Annotated in this window: 15 protein-coding genes; 10 read left to right on the forward strand and 5 right to left on the reverse strand. The window is 68.5% G+C overall.

Translation table 11 applies throughout. The features are described 5' to 3' along the window. Window positions 1-35: 35 nt before the first annotated feature. Window positions 36-995: a metal ABC transporter solute-binding protein, Zn/Mn family gene (locus ABD088_RS09320; RefSeq protein WP_343901647.1), complete on the reverse strand. Its 960-nt coding sequence runs from the start codon at window positions 993-995 to the stop codon at window positions 36-38. 40 nt (window positions 996-1,035) lie between these two features. Then, on the reverse strand, window positions 1,036-2,334 hold the full coding sequence (locus tag ABD088_RS09325; RefSeq protein WP_343901648.1) for a YibE/F family protein: 1,299 nt from the start codon (window positions 2,332-2,334) through the stop codon (window positions 1,036-1,038). 95 nt (window positions 2,335-2,429) lie between these two features. Here ABD088_RS09325 and ABD088_RS09330 point away from each other — a divergent pair, with 95 nt between their 5' ends. Continuing rightward, window positions 2,430-3,191, forward strand: coding sequence for a class I SAM-dependent methyltransferase (locus tag ABD088_RS09330; RefSeq protein WP_343901649.1), 762 nt, complete (start codon window positions 2,430-2,432; stop codon window positions 3,189-3,191). On the opposite strand, the gene ABD088_RS09335 is transcribed toward ABD088_RS09330, so the two are convergent. Beyond that, window positions 3,176-5,128, reverse strand: a complete 1,953-nt coding sequence (locus tag ABD088_RS09335) for an acyl-CoA dehydrogenase family protein (RefSeq protein ID WP_343901650.1) — start codon at window positions 5,126-5,128, stop codon at window positions 3,176-3,178. The two genes, ABD088_RS09330 and ABD088_RS09335, sit on opposite strands and share 16 nt — an antisense overlap. A gap of 188 nt (window positions 5,129-5,316) precedes the next feature. On the opposite strand from ABD088_RS09335, the gene ABD088_RS09340 reads away from it, so the two are divergent. From ABD088_RS09340 to rpsN, 4 genes are all read left to right on the forward strand, one after another. After that, window positions 5,317-5,790, forward strand: a complete 474-nt coding sequence (locus ABD088_RS09340; protein WP_343901651.1) for a MarR family winged helix-turn-helix transcriptional regulator — start codon at window positions 5,317-5,319, stop codon at window positions 5,788-5,790. A 407-nt stretch (window positions 5,791-6,197) separates the two neighbouring features. Beyond that, window positions 6,198-6,434 carry a 50S ribosomal protein L28 gene (gene rpmB / locus ABD088_RS09345; protein ID WP_343901652.1) on the forward strand — a complete coding sequence of 79 codons (237 nt, stop codon included), beginning with the start codon at window positions 6,198-6,200 and terminating at the stop codon, window positions 6,432-6,434. 1 nt (window position 6,435) lies between these two features. Beyond that, entirely contained in the window at window positions 6,436-6,603 is a 168-nt protein-coding gene (rpmG, locus tag ABD088_RS09350; protein ID WP_343901653.1) for a 50S ribosomal protein L33, read from the forward strand. A gap of 4 nt (window positions 6,604-6,607) precedes the next feature. Further along, complete coding sequence (gene rpsN, locus ABD088_RS09355; RefSeq protein ID WP_343901654.1) at window positions 6,608-6,913, forward strand: 30S ribosomal protein S14; 306 nt, start codon at window positions 6,608-6,610, stop codon at window positions 6,911-6,913. An 82-nt stretch (window positions 6,914-6,995) separates the two neighbouring features. Here the strand turns inward: rpsN and ABD088_RS09360 are convergent, their stop codons facing one another. Together ABD088_RS09360 and aztD are read right to left on the reverse strand one after the other, a co-directional pair. Continuing rightward, entirely contained in the window at window positions 6,996-7,679 is a 684-nt protein-coding gene (locus ABD088_RS09360; protein ID WP_343901655.1) for a DnaJ family domain-containing protein, read from the reverse strand. An 88-nt stretch (window positions 7,680-7,767) separates the two neighbouring features. Beyond that, a complete protein-coding gene (gene aztD / locus ABD088_RS09365) occupies window positions 7,768-9,102 on the reverse strand; it encodes a zinc metallochaperone AztD (protein WP_343901656.1) in 1,335 nt (444 codons plus the stop codon). Window positions 9,103-9,350: 248 nt separating this feature from the next. Between aztD and ABD088_RS09370 the strand changes: the two genes are divergently transcribed. From ABD088_RS09370 to ABD088_RS09390, 5 genes are all read left to right on the forward strand, one after another. Further along, window positions 9,351-9,635: an HU family DNA-binding protein gene (locus ABD088_RS09370; RefSeq protein ID WP_343901657.1), complete on the forward strand. Its 285-nt coding sequence runs from the start codon at window positions 9,351-9,353 to the stop codon at window positions 9,633-9,635. Window positions 9,636-9,796: 161 nt separating this feature from the next. After that, the gene (locus ABD088_RS09375; RefSeq protein WP_343901658.1) at window positions 9,797-10,495 is read left to right on the forward strand and encodes a copper resistance CopC family protein; all 699 of its coding nucleotides are present in this window, start codon (window positions 9,797-9,799) and stop codon (window positions 10,493-10,495) included. 83 nt (window positions 10,496-10,578) lie between these two features. Then, complete coding sequence (locus tag ABD088_RS09380; protein ID WP_343901659.1) at window positions 10,579-12,732, forward strand: bifunctional copper resistance protein CopD/cytochrome c oxidase assembly protein; 2,154 nt, start codon at window positions 10,579-10,581, stop codon at window positions 12,730-12,732. Beyond that, the gene (locus ABD088_RS09385; RefSeq protein ID WP_343901660.1) at window positions 12,722-13,543 is read left to right on the forward strand and encodes a hypothetical protein; all 822 of its coding nucleotides are present in this window, start codon (window positions 12,722-12,724) and stop codon (window positions 13,541-13,543) included. The genes ABD088_RS09380 and ABD088_RS09385 overlap by 11 nt, the downstream gene beginning before the upstream one ends. Window positions 13,544-13,684: 141 nt before the next feature. Continuing rightward, window positions 13,685-15,640: an NHL domain-containing thioredoxin family protein gene (locus ABD088_RS09390; RefSeq protein ID WP_343901661.1), complete on the forward strand. Its 1,956-nt coding sequence runs from the start codon at window positions 13,685-13,687 to the stop codon at window positions 15,638-15,640. The last annotated feature ends 18 nt before the right edge of the window (window positions 15,641-15,658 follow it).

Genomic DNA, 15,658 nt, shown 5'->3' on the forward strand with positions numbered 1-15,658 from the left:
ACCACCGCAACCCGGCTTCCTGCTGTTTCGGGGGATCAGCCCTTCACTGCCGTCTGGATCTCCTCGATGTTCGACGTCATCCAGTCGAGGTAGCTGGAGTTCTCCGGCAAGGTCTCGGTGAAGTCCACCACCGGGACTCCCGCTTTTTCGGCCAGCCCCCGCACGGCTTCGGTCTGGGGGCTGCTCGTCTGGGGGTTGTAGGCCAGCAGCGAGATGTCCCCCGAGGAGAGCTTGTTCTCCAGGGCCCTCAGCATCAGGGGCGAGACGTCGTTGCCCTCTTCGATGGCGCTGCTGAAGCCCTCCGGCGTTCCGTCGGACAGGCCAGCGGCCTTGAGGAGGTAATAGGGGACCGGTTCGGTCATGGCGTACTCGTGTCCTGCGGTGTCAGCGGCCAGGGCATCGAGCCGCTTGTCCAAGGCGGTGGTGCCCTGGGCGAACTTCCGGGCGTTGGCAGTGAAGGTCGATGCCTCCTGCGGCTTCAGTTCGCCGAGGCGATGCGCGACTTCCTGCGCCACTGCGGCCGCGGTGGGCAGGTCGTACCAGACGTGTTCGTTGAATGCGGCGTGGTCGTGCCCCTCATGTCCGGCGTCGGAGCCGGGGGAGTGGCCCGCCTGGGCGGATCCTTCCTCCGCGTGCGTCGCCTTCGAATAGTCGACGGCGGTGATGATGTCGGCCTTCTCCGTCCCGAGGTCCTGGGTGAGCGTGTCGACGAAGGCGTCGTAGCCGCCACCGTTTTCCACCACGAGGTCGGCGTGGGAAAGGGTGAGCTTGTCCTGGGGGGTGGCCTCATAGGAATGCGGGTCCTGGGAGGATTTGCTGATGATCGACTCCACCGTGACCGCGTCCCCGCCGACCTGGCGCACGATGTCCCCATACGCACTGGTCGAGGCCACCACGGTCAGGGAATTGTCATCACCGGAGTCCGCGGGGCCCGAACAGCCGGCCAACCCCAGTCCGATCAAGAGGGCGGGAATGACGGCGAAGCGTGATCGCATGGGCGGCCTTTCGGGCGACAGGGGAAGGAACTGTCACAGCCTATAGCAAATGAGAATCGTTTGCATCTTGGCTGGATCGTCCAGGTTCCTGCGACGTGGGCGCCGGGGTCGTCGTGGCGGCGTTCGGACGGCCCACTGCCTTGACGACGGCCACGGCCACCGCGGTGGTCACGGGGATGGCCAGGACCAAGCCGATGGAACCGACGAGGATGTGGACGACTTCCTCGGCCATCTGCCCGCTCGTGAACGTGTCCAGTAGCGGGCGGTCGTACAAGCTGACCAGCACCAGCACCGGGAGGGCGGCACCCGCATAGGCAAACGCGATCGTATAGACCGTCGAGGCGATATGGTCCCGGCCGATCCGCATAGCCGAGGTGAACAGCTCCCGCGCCGAGGAACGCGGTGCCAGCTCCGCGAGTTCCCAGACGGCGGAGGACTGGGTGATCGTCACGTCGTTGAGCACCCCCAGCCCCGCAATCAACAACCCGCAGAGCAGCAGCCCGGACAGGCTCATGTCCGGGACCGTGGTGGAGAGCGTGTAGCTGCTTTCATCGCCCACCCCGGTGAGGTAGGCGCCATCCGATACCCAGAGGGCCAGCAGGGCGGTGACGGCCAGGCCGAAGAGCGTGCCCAGCAGCGCCGTCGAGGTCCGTGCCGAGAATCCGTGCGCGAAATACAAGGCACCGAACATGATCACCGTGGCGCTGACGAGGGCGACCAGCAGTGGTGGCCTGCCGTCGACCAGGGCCGGGAGCATGAAATAGCCGATGAAGGCGAAGCCGCCAGCCAAACCCAACAAGGCGCGGAAACCCCTCCAGCGCGCCACCAGGCACACGACAAGCGCGTACGCGATGGCGAGCAACAGCAGCGGCACGGTGCGCACGAAGTCGACAAAGACATAGGGGGCGGCGATGGCGGTCGAGGCCTGGTGCAGATCCAGATAGCGGATCTGGTCCCCGGGCTCCAGTGGGCGTGAGGCCACCGTCTCGGGAGGCACCTCCACGGGAACGGCGGCACTTCCACCCCGGGGGGTGACATAGGAGACCTGGCAGTCCAACTCCTTGCCGCCGGCCTCGGCGAGACCCTTGGACGACGGGCAGGTCTCGGTGACGGTGCGATCCACCGTTCCGGTCTCCATGGCGACCCCGGTCGCCACGCCGTAGGGATCGCCCAACGAAACGCGGTCCGCCGCCGGCCCCGGCCACAACAGGAACGTTCCGATGATGGCGGCGAGAGCCGCCGGGACCAGCAGTGCGGCCAGCACCAGGTGGGCCCGACGCCGTCGTCGGGGGTCGGCCAGGATCTTGACCTCGGACGCGTGGGCATGGCTGCCGCCCATGGGGCTCCTTCAACGTGGATGCGGGGGTGCCGGGGACGGCGACTATCCACCAGTCTAGGGAATGCCGACCGACCGGCCGGCGCTAGGCTGGCTCGATGACTGAACCAGTGCTGCCCGACTTCACCCCCGCCCCGAACCAGGCGGGCAACCCCGAACTGTATGAGGTCGAGAACCGGGCCATCGACCACGAGGGCACCCTCCGCCAGGCGCTGGGCGAAGTGGCCGACCTGTCCGGAAGGACCGTGGTGGACCTGGGGTGCGGCAGCGGATTCTGGCTCCAGGACTACGCGGAGCAGGCCGCGTCGGTCATCGGCGTCGAGCCGGACCCCACCCTGCTCGAGCTCGCCCGCAAACGGGTCGCCAGCCAGGGGCTCGACGGGGTCCAGGTGCTGCAGGGATCGGCGGAGCACCTGCCACTGGCCGAGGGCAGCGTGGACGTGGTCCACGCGCGGTTCGCCTACTTCTTCCCGACCCCCACCAACGATTGCACCCCAGGTCTGCGGGAGGTCCTGCGGGTCCTCCGGCCCGGCGGAACGCTGGTCGTCATCGACAACGACCAGGAGAACGGCCAGTTCGCCGCGTTGCTCCGCGCCTCCGACACCGCCCAGCAGTTCCAGGGAACGGGGGACTACAACCGCGCCTGGTGGGCCGGGCAGGGTGCGGAAACCCGCCAGGTCATGAGCAGCTGGAGCTTCGAGACGGCTGCGGACCGCGACGCGGTACTGCGTCTGGAATTCCCGGCAGACGTCGCCGATGCGCACCTGGCCGCGCACCCCGGCCAGACCCGGCTGAGCTACGGCTATCTCCTGCACTGCCTCGCGAAGCCGCCCGCGGCTGGCGCTCAGCCGCTGCCATAGGGCCGGCGGACATCGGGCCGCCGGTCATCGGACGCGGACCACGCGGCGATCCACGGGCCGGTCCCCTCGGACGCGTCGATGATCCCGTCCTCGGACCACGCATAGTCGCCGGCCAGGACGCGGCGCGCCAACGCCATATCGCCGTCGTCGGTGTTGTCCCAGAGATCCGTGAAGAGCCGCTCGACCCGTCCGCGTGACTGCCGGCAGAACGCCTCGGCCAGTTCCCGTGCCGGCCCGGCATGCTCCGGCTCGGTGTCGCGCAGCAGCTCGACCCGGGACACGCAGGCCGCCATCGCGAACAACTCGGCCCCGATGTCCACCACCCGGCCCAGGAACACCTGGTGCGTCTCCAGGCCCGCCTGCCAGCGGGCCATCCCGGCGAAGGTGTGCCGTGCGAGCCGGCGGCTCGCCCGCTCAACGAAACGCAGGTGCGTGCCCAACGATCCGGCGCCGGAGTACGACGTCGGCACCATCCCTGGTCCCGTGGCCAGCGTGGGCAGCCACTTGGCATAGAAGCCCGAGGCGCCGGCTGCCGCCCGGGCCTTCTGCGCCAGGGTCGCATCCGCCCGGGCCAGGTCGCCGGCTGCCTTGAGGTGGGCATCGACCGCCTCACGGGCGATGAGCAGGTGCATGATCTCCGTGGACCCCTCGAAGATGCGGTTGATGCGCAGGTCGCGCAGCAGCTGTTCGGCAGCGACGGCGCGCTCGCCGCGTGCGGCCAGGGATGCGGCGGTCTCGTAGCCCCGTCCGCCGCGGATCTGGACGAGTTCATCGGCCATCCTGCAGGCCATCTCGCTGCAGAAGAGCTTCGCCAACGCCGCCTCGATCCGCACGTCCTTCATCCCCGCATCGGCCAGGGCCGCCGAGAGCTCGAACACGGACTCCACGGCGAACGACGTCGCGGCGATGAACGCGATCTTGGAGGCCACTGCCTGGTGCCGGCCGACCGGACGGCCCCATTGGACACGTTCGGCGGACCACTCGCGGGCGATCTTCAGGCTCCACTTGCCGGCCCCGGCACACAGGGCAGGAATGGAGAGGCGACCGGTGTTCAGCGTGCTCAGGGCGATCTTCAGCCCCTGGCCTTCGTGCCCCAGCAGGTTCTCGGCAGGCACCCTGACCCCGTGGAACCGGGTCACCCCGTTTTCGATGCCGCGCAGGCCCATGAAGGCGTTGCGGTTCTCCACCACCAGGCCCTCGCTGTCGGCTTCGACGACAAATGCGCTGATGCCCCCGCGCTGCTCCGTGCCGTCCGACCCGGAGTAGGGCAGGACCCGCGCCATCACCACGACCAGGTCCGCCACGGCGCCGTTGGTCGTCCACAACTTGGCGCCCTCGAGGACATAGGACCGTCCGTCGACGGAGCGCTCCGCCGTCGTCCCCAACCGGGCAGGATCCGAACCGACATCGTTCTCGGTGAGGAGGAAGGCGGTGATCGCTCCCGCGGCGCAGCGCGGCAGGAACCGCTGCTTCTGCTCCGCGTTGCCGAACATCTTCACCGGCTCGGGGACGCCGATGGACTGGTGGGCCGAGACCAGTGCCCCGATGCTCGGGCTGATCGTTCCGAGCAGCATCAATGCCCGCCCGTAATAGGCCAGCGAGAGGCCGAGCCCTCCGTAGGCGGTGGGGATCTTCATCCCGAACACCCCGATCTCGGCCAGTGCCCGGATGTAGTCGTCGGGAATGCGGGCCTCGCGTTCGATCAGCTGCCCGTCGAACGCGTCAATGGCGGTGCGCAGTGTCTCCAGGAAGGCTTCCCCGCGTGCCTGCTCGTCGGGGGAGGGGCGTGGATGTGGGTGGATGAGGCTGAAATCGGTGCGGCCCAGGTAGAGCCCCTGGGCGAAACTGGGGCGGGCGTCGCCGGTGTCCCGGGCCGCCTCGGCCACCGCCCGGGCGGTCTTCTCATCGATGGTGGTGCGTGTACCGGTGGCGTCCATGGACACTCCCTGGGGACTCGACGTGCCGCAGGCCGCGCGGTGGCAAGCACCGGGGCCCGCCGCGGGACGGTGGCCCACACGCTCTCCCTTCAGGCTACGCCGCCGAGGCAAGGGGCACGCGGGTGCCTTGACCCACCGTCGCGTCGCTGCAGGAATCACCTGAAAGTTCATGTGACATCATGGTTTGCATGACCGATACCCGCTGGCTTTCGTCCCAGGAACGCGAGTGCTGGCTGGCACTGATTTCCGTATCCATGCAGTTGCCGAGCCTGCTCGACAGCGAGCTGCACCGTCAAGCACGGATCACGCTCTTCGACTACAACGTGCTGGCCATGCTCTCCGAGGCCGAGGACCACCTGCTGCCCATGAGCGAACTGGCGGGGCGCACCAACGCCTCGCTGTCACGACTAAGCCATGTGGTGAAGAAGCTCGAGGGCCGCGGCTGGGTCGAACGCACGCAGAGCCCCGTGGACGCGCGCGTGACGGTGGCCCACCTGCGCGACGACGGGATGGACATGCTCACCGATCTGGCCCCCGAACACGTGAACTCGGTGCGCCGCATCGTCTTCGACGGATTGGACGACGAGGACGTAGCGGACCTGGCCCGGATCGGCCGCAAACTGGTCGAACGGATGGACCCGGAGCACTGGATCCTGCGCTGACCTGTGTGGCGGCGAGTCGGCCCCGGAAGGGGGCACCGGCGTCGTACCCTGCATTTTGTGTTCGGCCCCCGGACGTTCTAGGATGGTAAGGCGTTAAGTCACGTGTTCGTCGTGGTGTGCTCCGAGAGGGGCGGGCTAAGTCGAGGACGTGGTTACCCGTAAACCGAATAACGCGGACCAGCCGAGTAGGGAAAAATGCTCAACCGGGACGCTGTATTCACCGTCTTTCGCGCAAGTAAGGCGCTTCGGTTGGTTCTCACCCAGCCTGGTTACCTTCGTACGTCGCAGTAATTCACGGTGTCACAACTGGTGGCGGGACTCTTCAACGCAGGTTCAGAGGCAGCAACACCGCGCTGTGATCTGTTTTATCGAGTACCGCCAATATTTACTACTACTGAGGAGTGATCATGGCAGCTGTATGCCAGGTGACAGGTGCAGTTCCGGGCTTCGGACACAGCATCTCCCACTCGCACCGCCGCAACAAGCGTCGGTTCGACCCGAATATCCAGAAGAAGCGCTACTGGGTTCCTTCCCTGCGCCGCAATGTCACGCTGACCCTGTCGGCCAAGGGCATCAAGACCATCGACGTCCGCGGCATCGACCGCGTTGTCGCCGACCTGCTGGCGAAGGGTGTGAAGCTCTAACATGGCAAAAGCACAAGATGTACGCCCCATCATCAAGATGAAGTCGACTGCCGGAACCGGGTTCACCTACGTGACCCGCAAGAACCGTCGTAACAACCCGGACCGCATGGTCCTGAAGAAGTACGATCCGGTCATCCGCAAGCACGTCGAATTCCGAGAGGAGCGCTAAACACATGGCTAAGAAGTCCAAGATTGCTCGTAACGAGCAGCGCAAGGTCATCGTGGAGCGCTACGCCGCGAAGCGTGCCGAGCTGAAGAAGACCCTGGTCGACGAGACCGCAACCGACGAGGCACGCGAAGAGGCCCGCCTGGGCCTGCAGAAGCTGCCCCGCAACGCCTCGCCGGTGCGCGTGCGCAACCGCGACTCGATCGACGGCCGCCCGCGCGGCACGCTCCAGAAGTTCGGGATCTCCCGTGTCCGCTTCCGCGACATGGCCCACCGTGGCGAACTTCCGGGCATCACCAAGTCGTCCTGGTAAACACCAGCGATTGACCCTCGAGGGCCCCTTCCGGCAACGGAAGGGGCCCTCAGGCGTTAACGGGGTCTGCGAGCTGTCGCGGTCACGTCGAGGGTGACCACAGCCACCGCAACGCACGCCGCCACCGGCCGGCGGAACGGGATCCCGGCTCCGGCGCCGTGGGTGGTTGGCGCTCCATGGGCCGGCCAGCGGCGGTGCGGCGAGCGCGCCAGTTCCGCACCTCGGTGTCCGGGTCCCGCAGTGCGGTGATCACCGGTGGACCGCCCAGCAGCTGGCGCCTGGCCTCGCGGATCCTGGAGTTGAAGTCCGTCACGGCCTCCCTGACCTGCGCCTCGCCGGGCAGTGCGTCCAGGGTCTGGTCCATCGCGGCGTCCTCGGTCCGCAGCAGCAGCGCAGGCGGCCCGACCCCGCTGATCCGCTCGCGCTGCATCAGCGACTTGAGCCACCAGTCGGGATCGGAGGAGGAGAGCGAGGGCAGCGCTTTGCCGGCGTAGGCCAGGTCGTCGAAGTCACCACGGGCGATCGCCCGGTCGATGCTCGGCGTGGCGATCTGCCAGGCCTCGTCGGCGGCGTGGAAGACCGGCGGATTTTCCAAGGGGCCCTCGGTGGCGATGCCGGCACGGTCCGCCTTCGCGCGGAAGGCGGATCCGGAGCGCTGCTCGTACTCGTCGGCAGGGCTCGGGGTCCCCGCGGCTTCCTGCGCGTCCCGATACCGGGCGGCCTCCAGCCGCGCAGCGTCGTGCTCGGGGGAGGGTGTTCGGGCCATGGGGGCCACCGCCTCGGTTGGGGATCGTGGATCCAGCCTACCGAGGCGGTGGCAGGGCCTCAAGACTCCGCCAGGCAGCGGCCGAAGATCAGCCCGGAATGCCCGCCAGTTCGTTGGGGGCGTGCGGCAGTTCGTGGGAGACCATGAGCTTCGCACTCTCCAGATCCACCAGGTGCACCGTGCTGGTGGCCGGTTCGGAGACGTACGCGATGCCACCCTGGACGGACAGGGTCGGGCGGGGCTGCTGCCACTCGGTGGGTTCCTTCCATGGCCGGGTGACGCGGATCGACTCGGTGATCTTTCCGCTCTGTGGATCGATGATGCGCAGCCGTCCGTCGGTGCCCAGGACCAGGGCCTCGCCGTCCGGTCCTCGGCCCAGGGAACGGAATGAATAGCTGGCGCCGGTCTCCACGAGGTCCATGGTGCCGGTGGCCGTGTTGGTCAGGCTCACCCGTGTGGGGCGTTCCAACTCGGCATCCGCATCCGACTTGTAGTCCCCAAGCACGACGGCCGATGCGTCGCTGCCTGCCTGGTTGCCCACCCGGCCGTAGGCGGTAGGTGCCGTGGCCTTGCTGATCTTGCCGTGGCGGTAGATGAGCATGCCGTCTTCACAGCCGAAGGCGAAGGCGTCGTCGGCGGCCGCGGCGGCACCGTGGACCCCGGGGCAATCCGCGGAGCGGGCCAGATCGGGCCGTGTCCCGGAGGAGTCGGCAGGTCCGGAGACCGTGATGCCGGACCGGGAGTCCGGGGTGCCCTCCGTCATGAGCAGTTTGCCGTCGTCGAGCTCGATGGCCAGGCCGTGGTGGGCCGTAGGGGCCTGGGCCTGCGTGGTGTGAGGCATCCCGTCGCCCAGCTCTGCCGGATCCAGGATGGTGGCACGCCCGCTGCCGTCGTCGAACAGGACGGTCCGGTCGCCATGGTGGAACACGTGGCCAGGCTCCGTGGCGGGGAAGAGGACGTCGGTGAGTCCAGCGGGCGCTGCGTAGTGGTGGTCGTGGTCGCCGTGCGGGACCGACCATGCTCCGGCGTCCAGGGCCCGGAACCCGCCCGAGGTGCCCACCAGGACATGGCGGCCGTCGCCGGCTGCGGTGATCCGGTTGAAGCCGGCGAGGGGCTCATCAAGCACTGTCTCGCCGGTGGAGGCGTCCAGGACCATGATGCCGCCATCGTAGGTGGCGACCAGACGTGGCGTGGACGTTGCCGCCTCGAGGGGAGCTGCGGTGGCTGGTGCGCTTTCGTCGGGGTCGGCGGAAGCAGCGTGGCCGCCGGCGCACCCTGCCAGGAGCAGCAAGGTGGCCAGGGCTCCAGTGGCCGCCACGGGTCGGCTTCCCGCGACGCCGCGGTGACGCTCCGAGCGGGGTGGATTCAGGCCGAAATCCGGGGAAGCGGCGGATGGACAGGACAGGGGTGGGGTATCGATCATGAATCGATCCTATGCTTAATAAGAACGATTCTCATATATGACCTGAGGCGGATGTCGACCCCAAAAGCGGCCCTTGCAGTGAAAAAACCGCCAAATTCCGGGGAAAAACCAAAAAATTCGGGCCAAACGCCCTGAAACTGGGCGTGTCTGTCGGTGAGGACTGATAGTTTCCTTCTCAGTAGTCCCCGCAACCGCAGGGCAACCCGGCCGGAAACGGGCGGGCACATAACAGTCCAGGAGGAAATACATTGGCTTTGAACCGTAGTGAACTCGTTGCAGTCGTCGCCGAGAAGACCGGCAACTCCCAGGTCGCCGTGAACGCCGTGCTGGATTCGGTGTTCGAGACGTTCGTGGAGCAGGTCTCCAAGGGCGAGAAGGTGTCGATCCCGGGCTGGCTCGCCGTCGAGCGCACCGACCGTGCAGCCCGCACCGGCCGCAACCCGCAGACCGGCGAAACCATCCAGATCCCGGCCGGCCACTCCGTGAAGCTGACCGCCGGCTCGAAGCTGAAGGCTGCCGTCTCCAAGAAGTAGATCCCTCTTTTGAGGATCCGAGGGCCCGTTCCGCCATCCGGTGGAACGGGCCCTCGTTCTCTCGGGAGCCCCTCCGCTATCATCAAATATTCTACGTGGCGTAGAATTTAAGCCATCCGGCAGTCCGCTGCCGACCCACCCCCAGGTACCGAAGGACCACCATGAATCCCTCCAGCACCGCCCGCCTGCACACCCCGCGGGCGATCGCTGCCACGCACCCGGGCCTGGGTACGTTGAACCGCTCGCTCCTCGCCGCTGCGGCCGCCGCCCTGCTGGCCGCCGTGGCCCTGTTCATGGCACCCTCCGCCTCGGCCCACGACTCGCTCATCGGGTCCACCCCGAAGAACGGGGCCAGCGTCAGCAGTGCGCTGGACTCCGTGGAACTGACCTTCAGCGGCGAACTCAAGCCGATCGGCAACCAGGTCAGCCTCAGTGACGCCACCGGCGCCAAGCACGATGCCGAGACCTCCACGAGCGGAAACGCCTTGACCGTGGACTTCGGCAAGGCGCTGCCCGCCGGGGAGTACACGCTCGTCTGGCGTGTGGTCTCCAGCGATGGCCACCCCATCGAGGGAACCCAGGCCAACCATGAGGCGCTGGCCTTCACGGTGAAGGGCGCGAGCGCCACCTCCTCTGCACCGGCCATGTCGGCACCGGCCGCGACCGCATCGAGTGCACCCTCGGCTGCCGAATCGACGGCACCCTCCGCGGCCGCCGCTCCGGCCGCTGATTCCGCGCAGGATGCCTCATCCGGCGGCCTTCCAGGAGCCGTCATCTGGATCATCATCGCGGTGGCAGTGATTGCTGCCGCGGCGACCGTGGTGGCCAAGGCCCGTCGGCAAGGCGGCCGGGGCCGGTAACCGGTCGGTGAGCCAGGACACCGGGGCCTTCGAGGTCGCGGTCAAGGTGCGAGAATGGAAGGCATGGAAGCAGGGTTGAAGCAGTGAGTCATAGTGTCTTGCCGGGTCGCGGCCCGGCTTCCCCGACGCCTTCGTCGCCCCGCACTCCACCAGCAGGACGCAAGCCGGCCCGGCTGTGGCAGATCCTGCTGCTGCCCGCCATCCCGATCAGCCTCCTGGTGCTGGCTGTCGCGCTGGAATTCTCGGGCGCCGCACAGGGCACCGAGCTAGCCGACCCCGGAGCCTTCACCCGGTGGTCGCTGCCGGTGGCCACCCTGATCCACCACACCGCCATGGCCGTCACCATCGGTGCGCTGGTCTTCGCCGCGACCGTCCTTCCCCGTTCGACCAAACCGCACCGTGCCCGCAAGGGGTCCGGCGGGACCGACGGCGGCGAGGAACACCCGGCATTCACCCGCGCCATGAACGTCGCCGCCGGAGCGGCAGTCGTCTGGACGCTGGCCGCGGTCGCCGTGCTCATCCTGACCTTCTCCGATGTCGCCGGTCTCCCGCTCTCCGCGGACTCCGCGTACACCGACTCGATGAAGGACTACATCCTCAACATCTCGCTGGGCCAGGCCTGGTCGTGGATGATCGTCATCGCGGCGATCATCAGCTCGCTGGCCTTCGTGGTCCGCTCACCCACCGGGGTAGGACTCAGCGCCGTGTTCTCCCTCTTCGGCATCCTCCCGCTCTCGCTCATCGGCCACGCGGCCGGTGGCGACGACCACTGGGGTGCCACCAACGCCATCCTGCTCCACCTCTTCGGCATCTGCCTCTGGGTGGGCGGCATCGTCGTGCTGGCCTGCGTCGCCCCGTTGCTCACCGCGCCAGCCCCCGGAAAGTACCGCTCCACGCGCCCGGTGCTTGCCGGCGTCGTGCTCCAGCGCTTCTCCGCACTGGCCACCCTGGCCTTCTTCGTGGTCTTTGCCTCCGGCGTGGTCAGCGCATATGTCCGCATGGACCACTGGTCCCAGCTGCTCAGCGGCTACGGCGTGCTGGTCATGACCAAGGCTGTGCTGACGCTGGCCCTGGGGGCCCTGGGACTGGCACACCGACGGTGGGCCATCCCGCGGCTGCTCTCCGGCGCCGCATCGGCCACGGGGACCGCCTGGCGGATCGTGGCCGGGGAAACCATCCTCATGGCCTCCACCATGGCCGTGGCGACGGCCCTGGCCCGGACCGCACCGCCGGTGGCCGAGGAACTGCCACCGGAAGCCACCCCGGCCCGCATCCTCACGGGCTATGACCTGCCGCCCGAGCTCGTGCCCTCCAGCTGGCTGACGGTCTGGCGGATCGACTGGCTCTGGCTGGCCATCATCATCTTCCTGGCCTTCGCCTACCTGAAGGGCATCCGCACCCTGCGCCGCCGCGGCGACGGCTGGTCCGTGCTGCGCACGGTGTCCTGGTTCGTCGGGTTGGCAGCGCTGTTCTACATCACCTCCGGTGCACCTGCCGTCTACGGGGTGGTGCTCTTCTCGATGCACATGGTCGGGCACATGGCCCTGACGATGGTGGCACCGTTCTTCCTGGTGCTGGGTACTCCCATGACGCTGGCGCTCAAGGCGCTGCCCGCGCGCACCGACGGCACGCGGGGGGCCCGCGAGTGGCTGCTGGCCGGCATCCACTCCAAGTTCTCCCAGCTGGTGACCCATCCGATCTTCGCCGGGATCAACTTCGCCGGCTCGATCGTGCTGTTCTACGCGACTGACTTGTTCTACTTCGCGATGGCCGAACACACCGGCCACGAGCTGATGAACCTCCACTTCCTGCTCACCGGCTACATCTTCGCCCTGAACATGATCGACGGGGACCCCTTGCCCCGCCGGGCCGCGTACCCGATCCGGCTCGTGCTGCTGCTGGCCACGATGAGCTTCCACGCCTTCTACGGCGTCTCCCTGATGGGCAGCAACTCACTGATCCAGGCCTCCTGGTTCGGCAACATGGGCCGTGACTGGGGCGCACTGCCGCTGGAGGACCAACGGGCAGGCGCCGGGGCCATGTGGGGGATCGGTGAAGTGCCCACGCTGCTGCTGGCGCTCGGCGTCATGATGACCTGGAACAAGGCAGACCGGCGTGAGGCCATCCGCACGGACCGCCAGGCCGACCGCGACAACGAGGCGGACCTGGAGGCCTACAACGCCATGTTCGCCCAGCTCAAGGAAGAGGACCGGAGGATCGATCGCGGTGGACGATAAGCCCCACGCCAAGACGCCGCCCCCCGGGGTCCGCGCCCAGAAGACGGCGCTGGCCGCCGCCCGGTGGCTCGCCCTGGTGGTCCTGGTCATCGTCATCGTCATCGCCGTGACCAGCTGCTCGTCGGGAGCCGGGGACGAGGCAGCGCCGTCGAACCCGCACGAGGGCTCCGGCAGCGCCCCGGCATCTGCGTCGGCATCGGCTTCGGCGCCCACGGGACCCGCCGCCGACGGCGTTGCCGCGGGCATCGAGCGGGCCGCCTCCTACAACTTCACGCTCACCTCCACCGCCTCGGCCCAGGACCTGGAGGCCCTGCGTGCCGCACCGCAGGACACCCTGCAGGGCGCATCCGTGGCACCGTCTGCCTGCCGCAACGCCGTGGAGCAGTTGAACTGGTCGCCGGCAGGACTCGGCCAGGAGGCCGCCCGCACTGACTTCGCGGCCGATGGCGTGGAAGCGACCGGCTCGGTGGAGGTCGCCCGTGTCGGCGACCGGTCCGCACTGGACGGGCACTACGCCACGGTGCGGCAGATGCTCGACGCCTGCTCGGACGTGACCCTGTCCATCTCCGGGACCGAGGTCCCGCTGCGCAGCACCGCCCCGGCAGGGAAGGCGGCGGATGCGAAGTCCGCACTGCTGTGGAGCCGGGCGGGGAAGGGCAGCGACCTGCAGCAGCAGGCGCTGGTCCTCATCGGGGAGCGCAACGGCTACGTGGCGATGGTCTCCTTCATCGGCACCAGCGGCCTGGATGACGCGAAATTCTCCAGCATGGCCGACGGCATCCTCACCGCCACGCTGAAGGGCCTCGCCTGACCCGGCCCCACGGCAGGGGACCCGCGTGATGGGCGTCGTCCCGGCGTCGTACGCCGTCATCCGCATCCCGGCCCGGGAACAATCCCGGCCATAATGGGGTTGGGACCCTTACGTCAGCCGACAACCAACGGGAGCTTTTTCATGAGTGCAGATTCCACCGCCACCGCTGAATCCGTCCGCGCCGCCTATCGCGTGCGGGCCTCGGACCTGGTGGGCCGCAACTGGCTGAATACCGGCGGCAAGCAGCTGGAGTTGGCCGACCTGCGCGGCAAGATCACGATCCTGGATTTTTGGACCTTTTGCTGCATCAACTGCCTGCATGTGCTCGATGAGCTGCGCCCGCTGGAGGAAAAGTACTCCGACCTGCTGGTGATCGTCGGCGTCCATTCCCCGAAGTTCGAACATGAGGCCGACCCGGTGGCCCTCGCCGCGGCAGTGGAGCGCTACGAGATCGCCCACCCGGTGCTGGATGACCCCGAGTTGCAGACCTGGCAGGCCTACTCGGCACGCGCCTGGCCGACCCTGGTGGTCGTGGACCCCGAGGGCTACGTGGCAGCGCACCTCTCCGGTGAAGGCCACGCCGCCGGGCTGGAATCCCTGGTCGACGAGCTCGTGGCCGAACACGAGGCCAAGGGCACCCTGCATCGCGGCGACGGGCCGTACGTCGCCCCGCCGGCCCGCGAGGGCGACCTGCGCTTCCCGGGCAAGGTCCTGGCGTTGGCCGACGGCACGTTCCTGGTGGGCGACTCCGGCCACCACCGGCTGGTCCAGCTCGCCGGGGACCTCTCCACCGTCATCCGCACGATCGGCTCGGGGGAGCGCGGCCATGCCGACGGCACCGCCGCGACGGCGGCCTTCAACGAACCCCAGGGGCTGGCGCTGCTGCCCGCCGACGTGGCCACCGTGGTGGGCTATGACGTCATCGTCGCCGACACCGTCAACCACCGCCTGCGCGGACTGGACCTGGCCACCGGGAACGTCACCACCGTGGCCGGCAATGGCGTCCAGCGCCTGCTGGACGCCGACCAGGCCCGCGCCGCAGGGGACGCGGCGAACGACCCCGACGCCTGGGTCTGGGACCTGGGGGCCAGCCCGCTGGAGACCTCGCTCTCATCGCCGTGGGACGTGCTGTGGTCAGCTGCCTCCTCCCGGGTGATCATCGCGATGGCCGGAACCCACCAGATCTTCGCCTTCGATCCGGTCACCGGCGCGTTGGACGTCTTCGCCGGCACCGGTCTCGAGGGCCTGCAGGACGGTGCGCCGGGGCAGTCCTGGTTCGCGCAGTCCTCCGGCCTGGCCGACGACGCCGACGGGAACATCTGGGTTGCCGACTCGGAGACCTCGGCGCTGCGCGTGCTGCGCCTGGACGAGGCGGGGTCGGTGGCCACCGTCGACACCGCGATCGGCGCCGGGCTGTTCGACTTCGGTTTCCGCGACGGTGAAGCCGACCAGGCACGTCTGCAGCACCCGCTCGGCGTCACGGTGCTGCCGGACGGATCGGTGGCCGTGGCCGACACCTACAACGGGGCGGTCCGCCGCTACGACCCGGCCACCGGTACCGTTTCCACCCTGGCCCGCGATCTGTCCGAACCCTCGGACGTCCTGCTGGACACCTCGGTGGACGGGGATCCCGTGCTGCTGGTCGTGGAGACCAACCAGCACCGGCTCGTCCGCCTGCCGCTGCCCCAGGAGGCCCTCACCGTCGACGAAGGCGCGGCGCAGACGCAGCGGCCCCAGACGCCGGTGGCCCCGGGCGGGCACGAGATCAGCGTGCGCTTCTCCGCCCCGAAGGGACAGAAGCTCGATGACCGGTGGGGTGACCCCACCCAGCTGAAGATCTCCTCCTCGCCCGAGGAACTGATCCTGTCGGGCGGCGGCACGTCCACGGGGTTGACCCGCACGCTGGAGCTGAACCCGGAGGTCGCCGACGGGGTCCTGCACATCACCGCCCGCGCCGCCTCCTGCGACGGTGAGCCCGGCGGGGAGATCCCGGACCACGCGGCCTGCCACCTCTACCAGCAGGACTGGGGGATCCCGGTGGTGCTGGAGCACGACGGCGACACCGGCCTGACACTGGATCTGCGCGGACTGGACTAGGCCCACCGGGCCACAGCT

The sequence above is a fragment of the Arthrobacter rhombi genome (genome assembly GCF_039526245.1).
Taxonomy (GTDB): domain Bacteria; phylum Actinomycetota; class Actinomycetes; order Actinomycetales; family Micrococcaceae; genus Arthrobacter_H; species Arthrobacter_H rhombi.

Coding starts and splice junctions, on each gene's coding strand:
- ABD088_RS09340 (WP_343901651.1), top strand. CDS start 5,317: ATGACCGATACCCGCTGGCTTTCGTCCCAGGAACGCGAGTGCTGGCTG.
- rpmG (WP_343901653.1), top strand. CDS start 6,436: ATGGCAAAAGCACAAGATGTACGCCCCATCATCAAGATGAAGTCGACT.
- ABD088_RS09375 (WP_343901658.1), top strand. CDS start 9,797: ATGAATCCCTCCAGCACCGCCCGCCTGCACACCCCGCGGGCGATCGCT.
- ABD088_RS09335 (WP_343901650.1), bottom strand. CDS start 5,128: ATGGACGCCACCGGTACACGCACCACCATCGATGAGAAGACCGCCCGG.
- ABD088_RS09360 (WP_343901655.1), bottom strand. CDS start 7,679: ATGGCCCGAACACCCTCCCCCGAGCACGACGCTGCGCGGCTGGAGGCC.
- ABD088_RS09390 (WP_343901661.1), top strand. CDS start 13,685: ATGAGTGCAGATTCCACCGCCACCGCTGAATCCGTCCGCGCCGCCTAT.
- rpsN (WP_343901654.1), top strand. CDS start 6,608: ATGGCTAAGAAGTCCAAGATTGCTCGTAACGAGCAGCGCAAGGTCATC.
- aztD (WP_343901656.1), bottom strand. CDS start 9,102: ATGATCGATACCCCACCCCTGTCCTGTCCATCCGCCGCTTCCCCGGAT.
- ABD088_RS09325 (WP_343901648.1), bottom strand. CDS start 2,334: ATGGGCGGCAGCCATGCCCACGCGTCCGAGGTCAAGATCCTGGCCGAC.
- rpmB (WP_343901652.1), top strand. CDS start 6,198: ATGGCAGCTGTATGCCAGGTGACAGGTGCAGTTCCGGGCTTCGGACAC.
- ABD088_RS09320 (WP_343901647.1), bottom strand. CDS start 995: ATGCGATCACGCTTCGCCGTCATTCCCGCCCTCTTGATCGGACTGGGG.
- ABD088_RS09330 (WP_343901649.1), top strand. CDS start 2,430: ATGACTGAACCAGTGCTGCCCGACTTCACCCCCGCCCCGAACCAGGCG.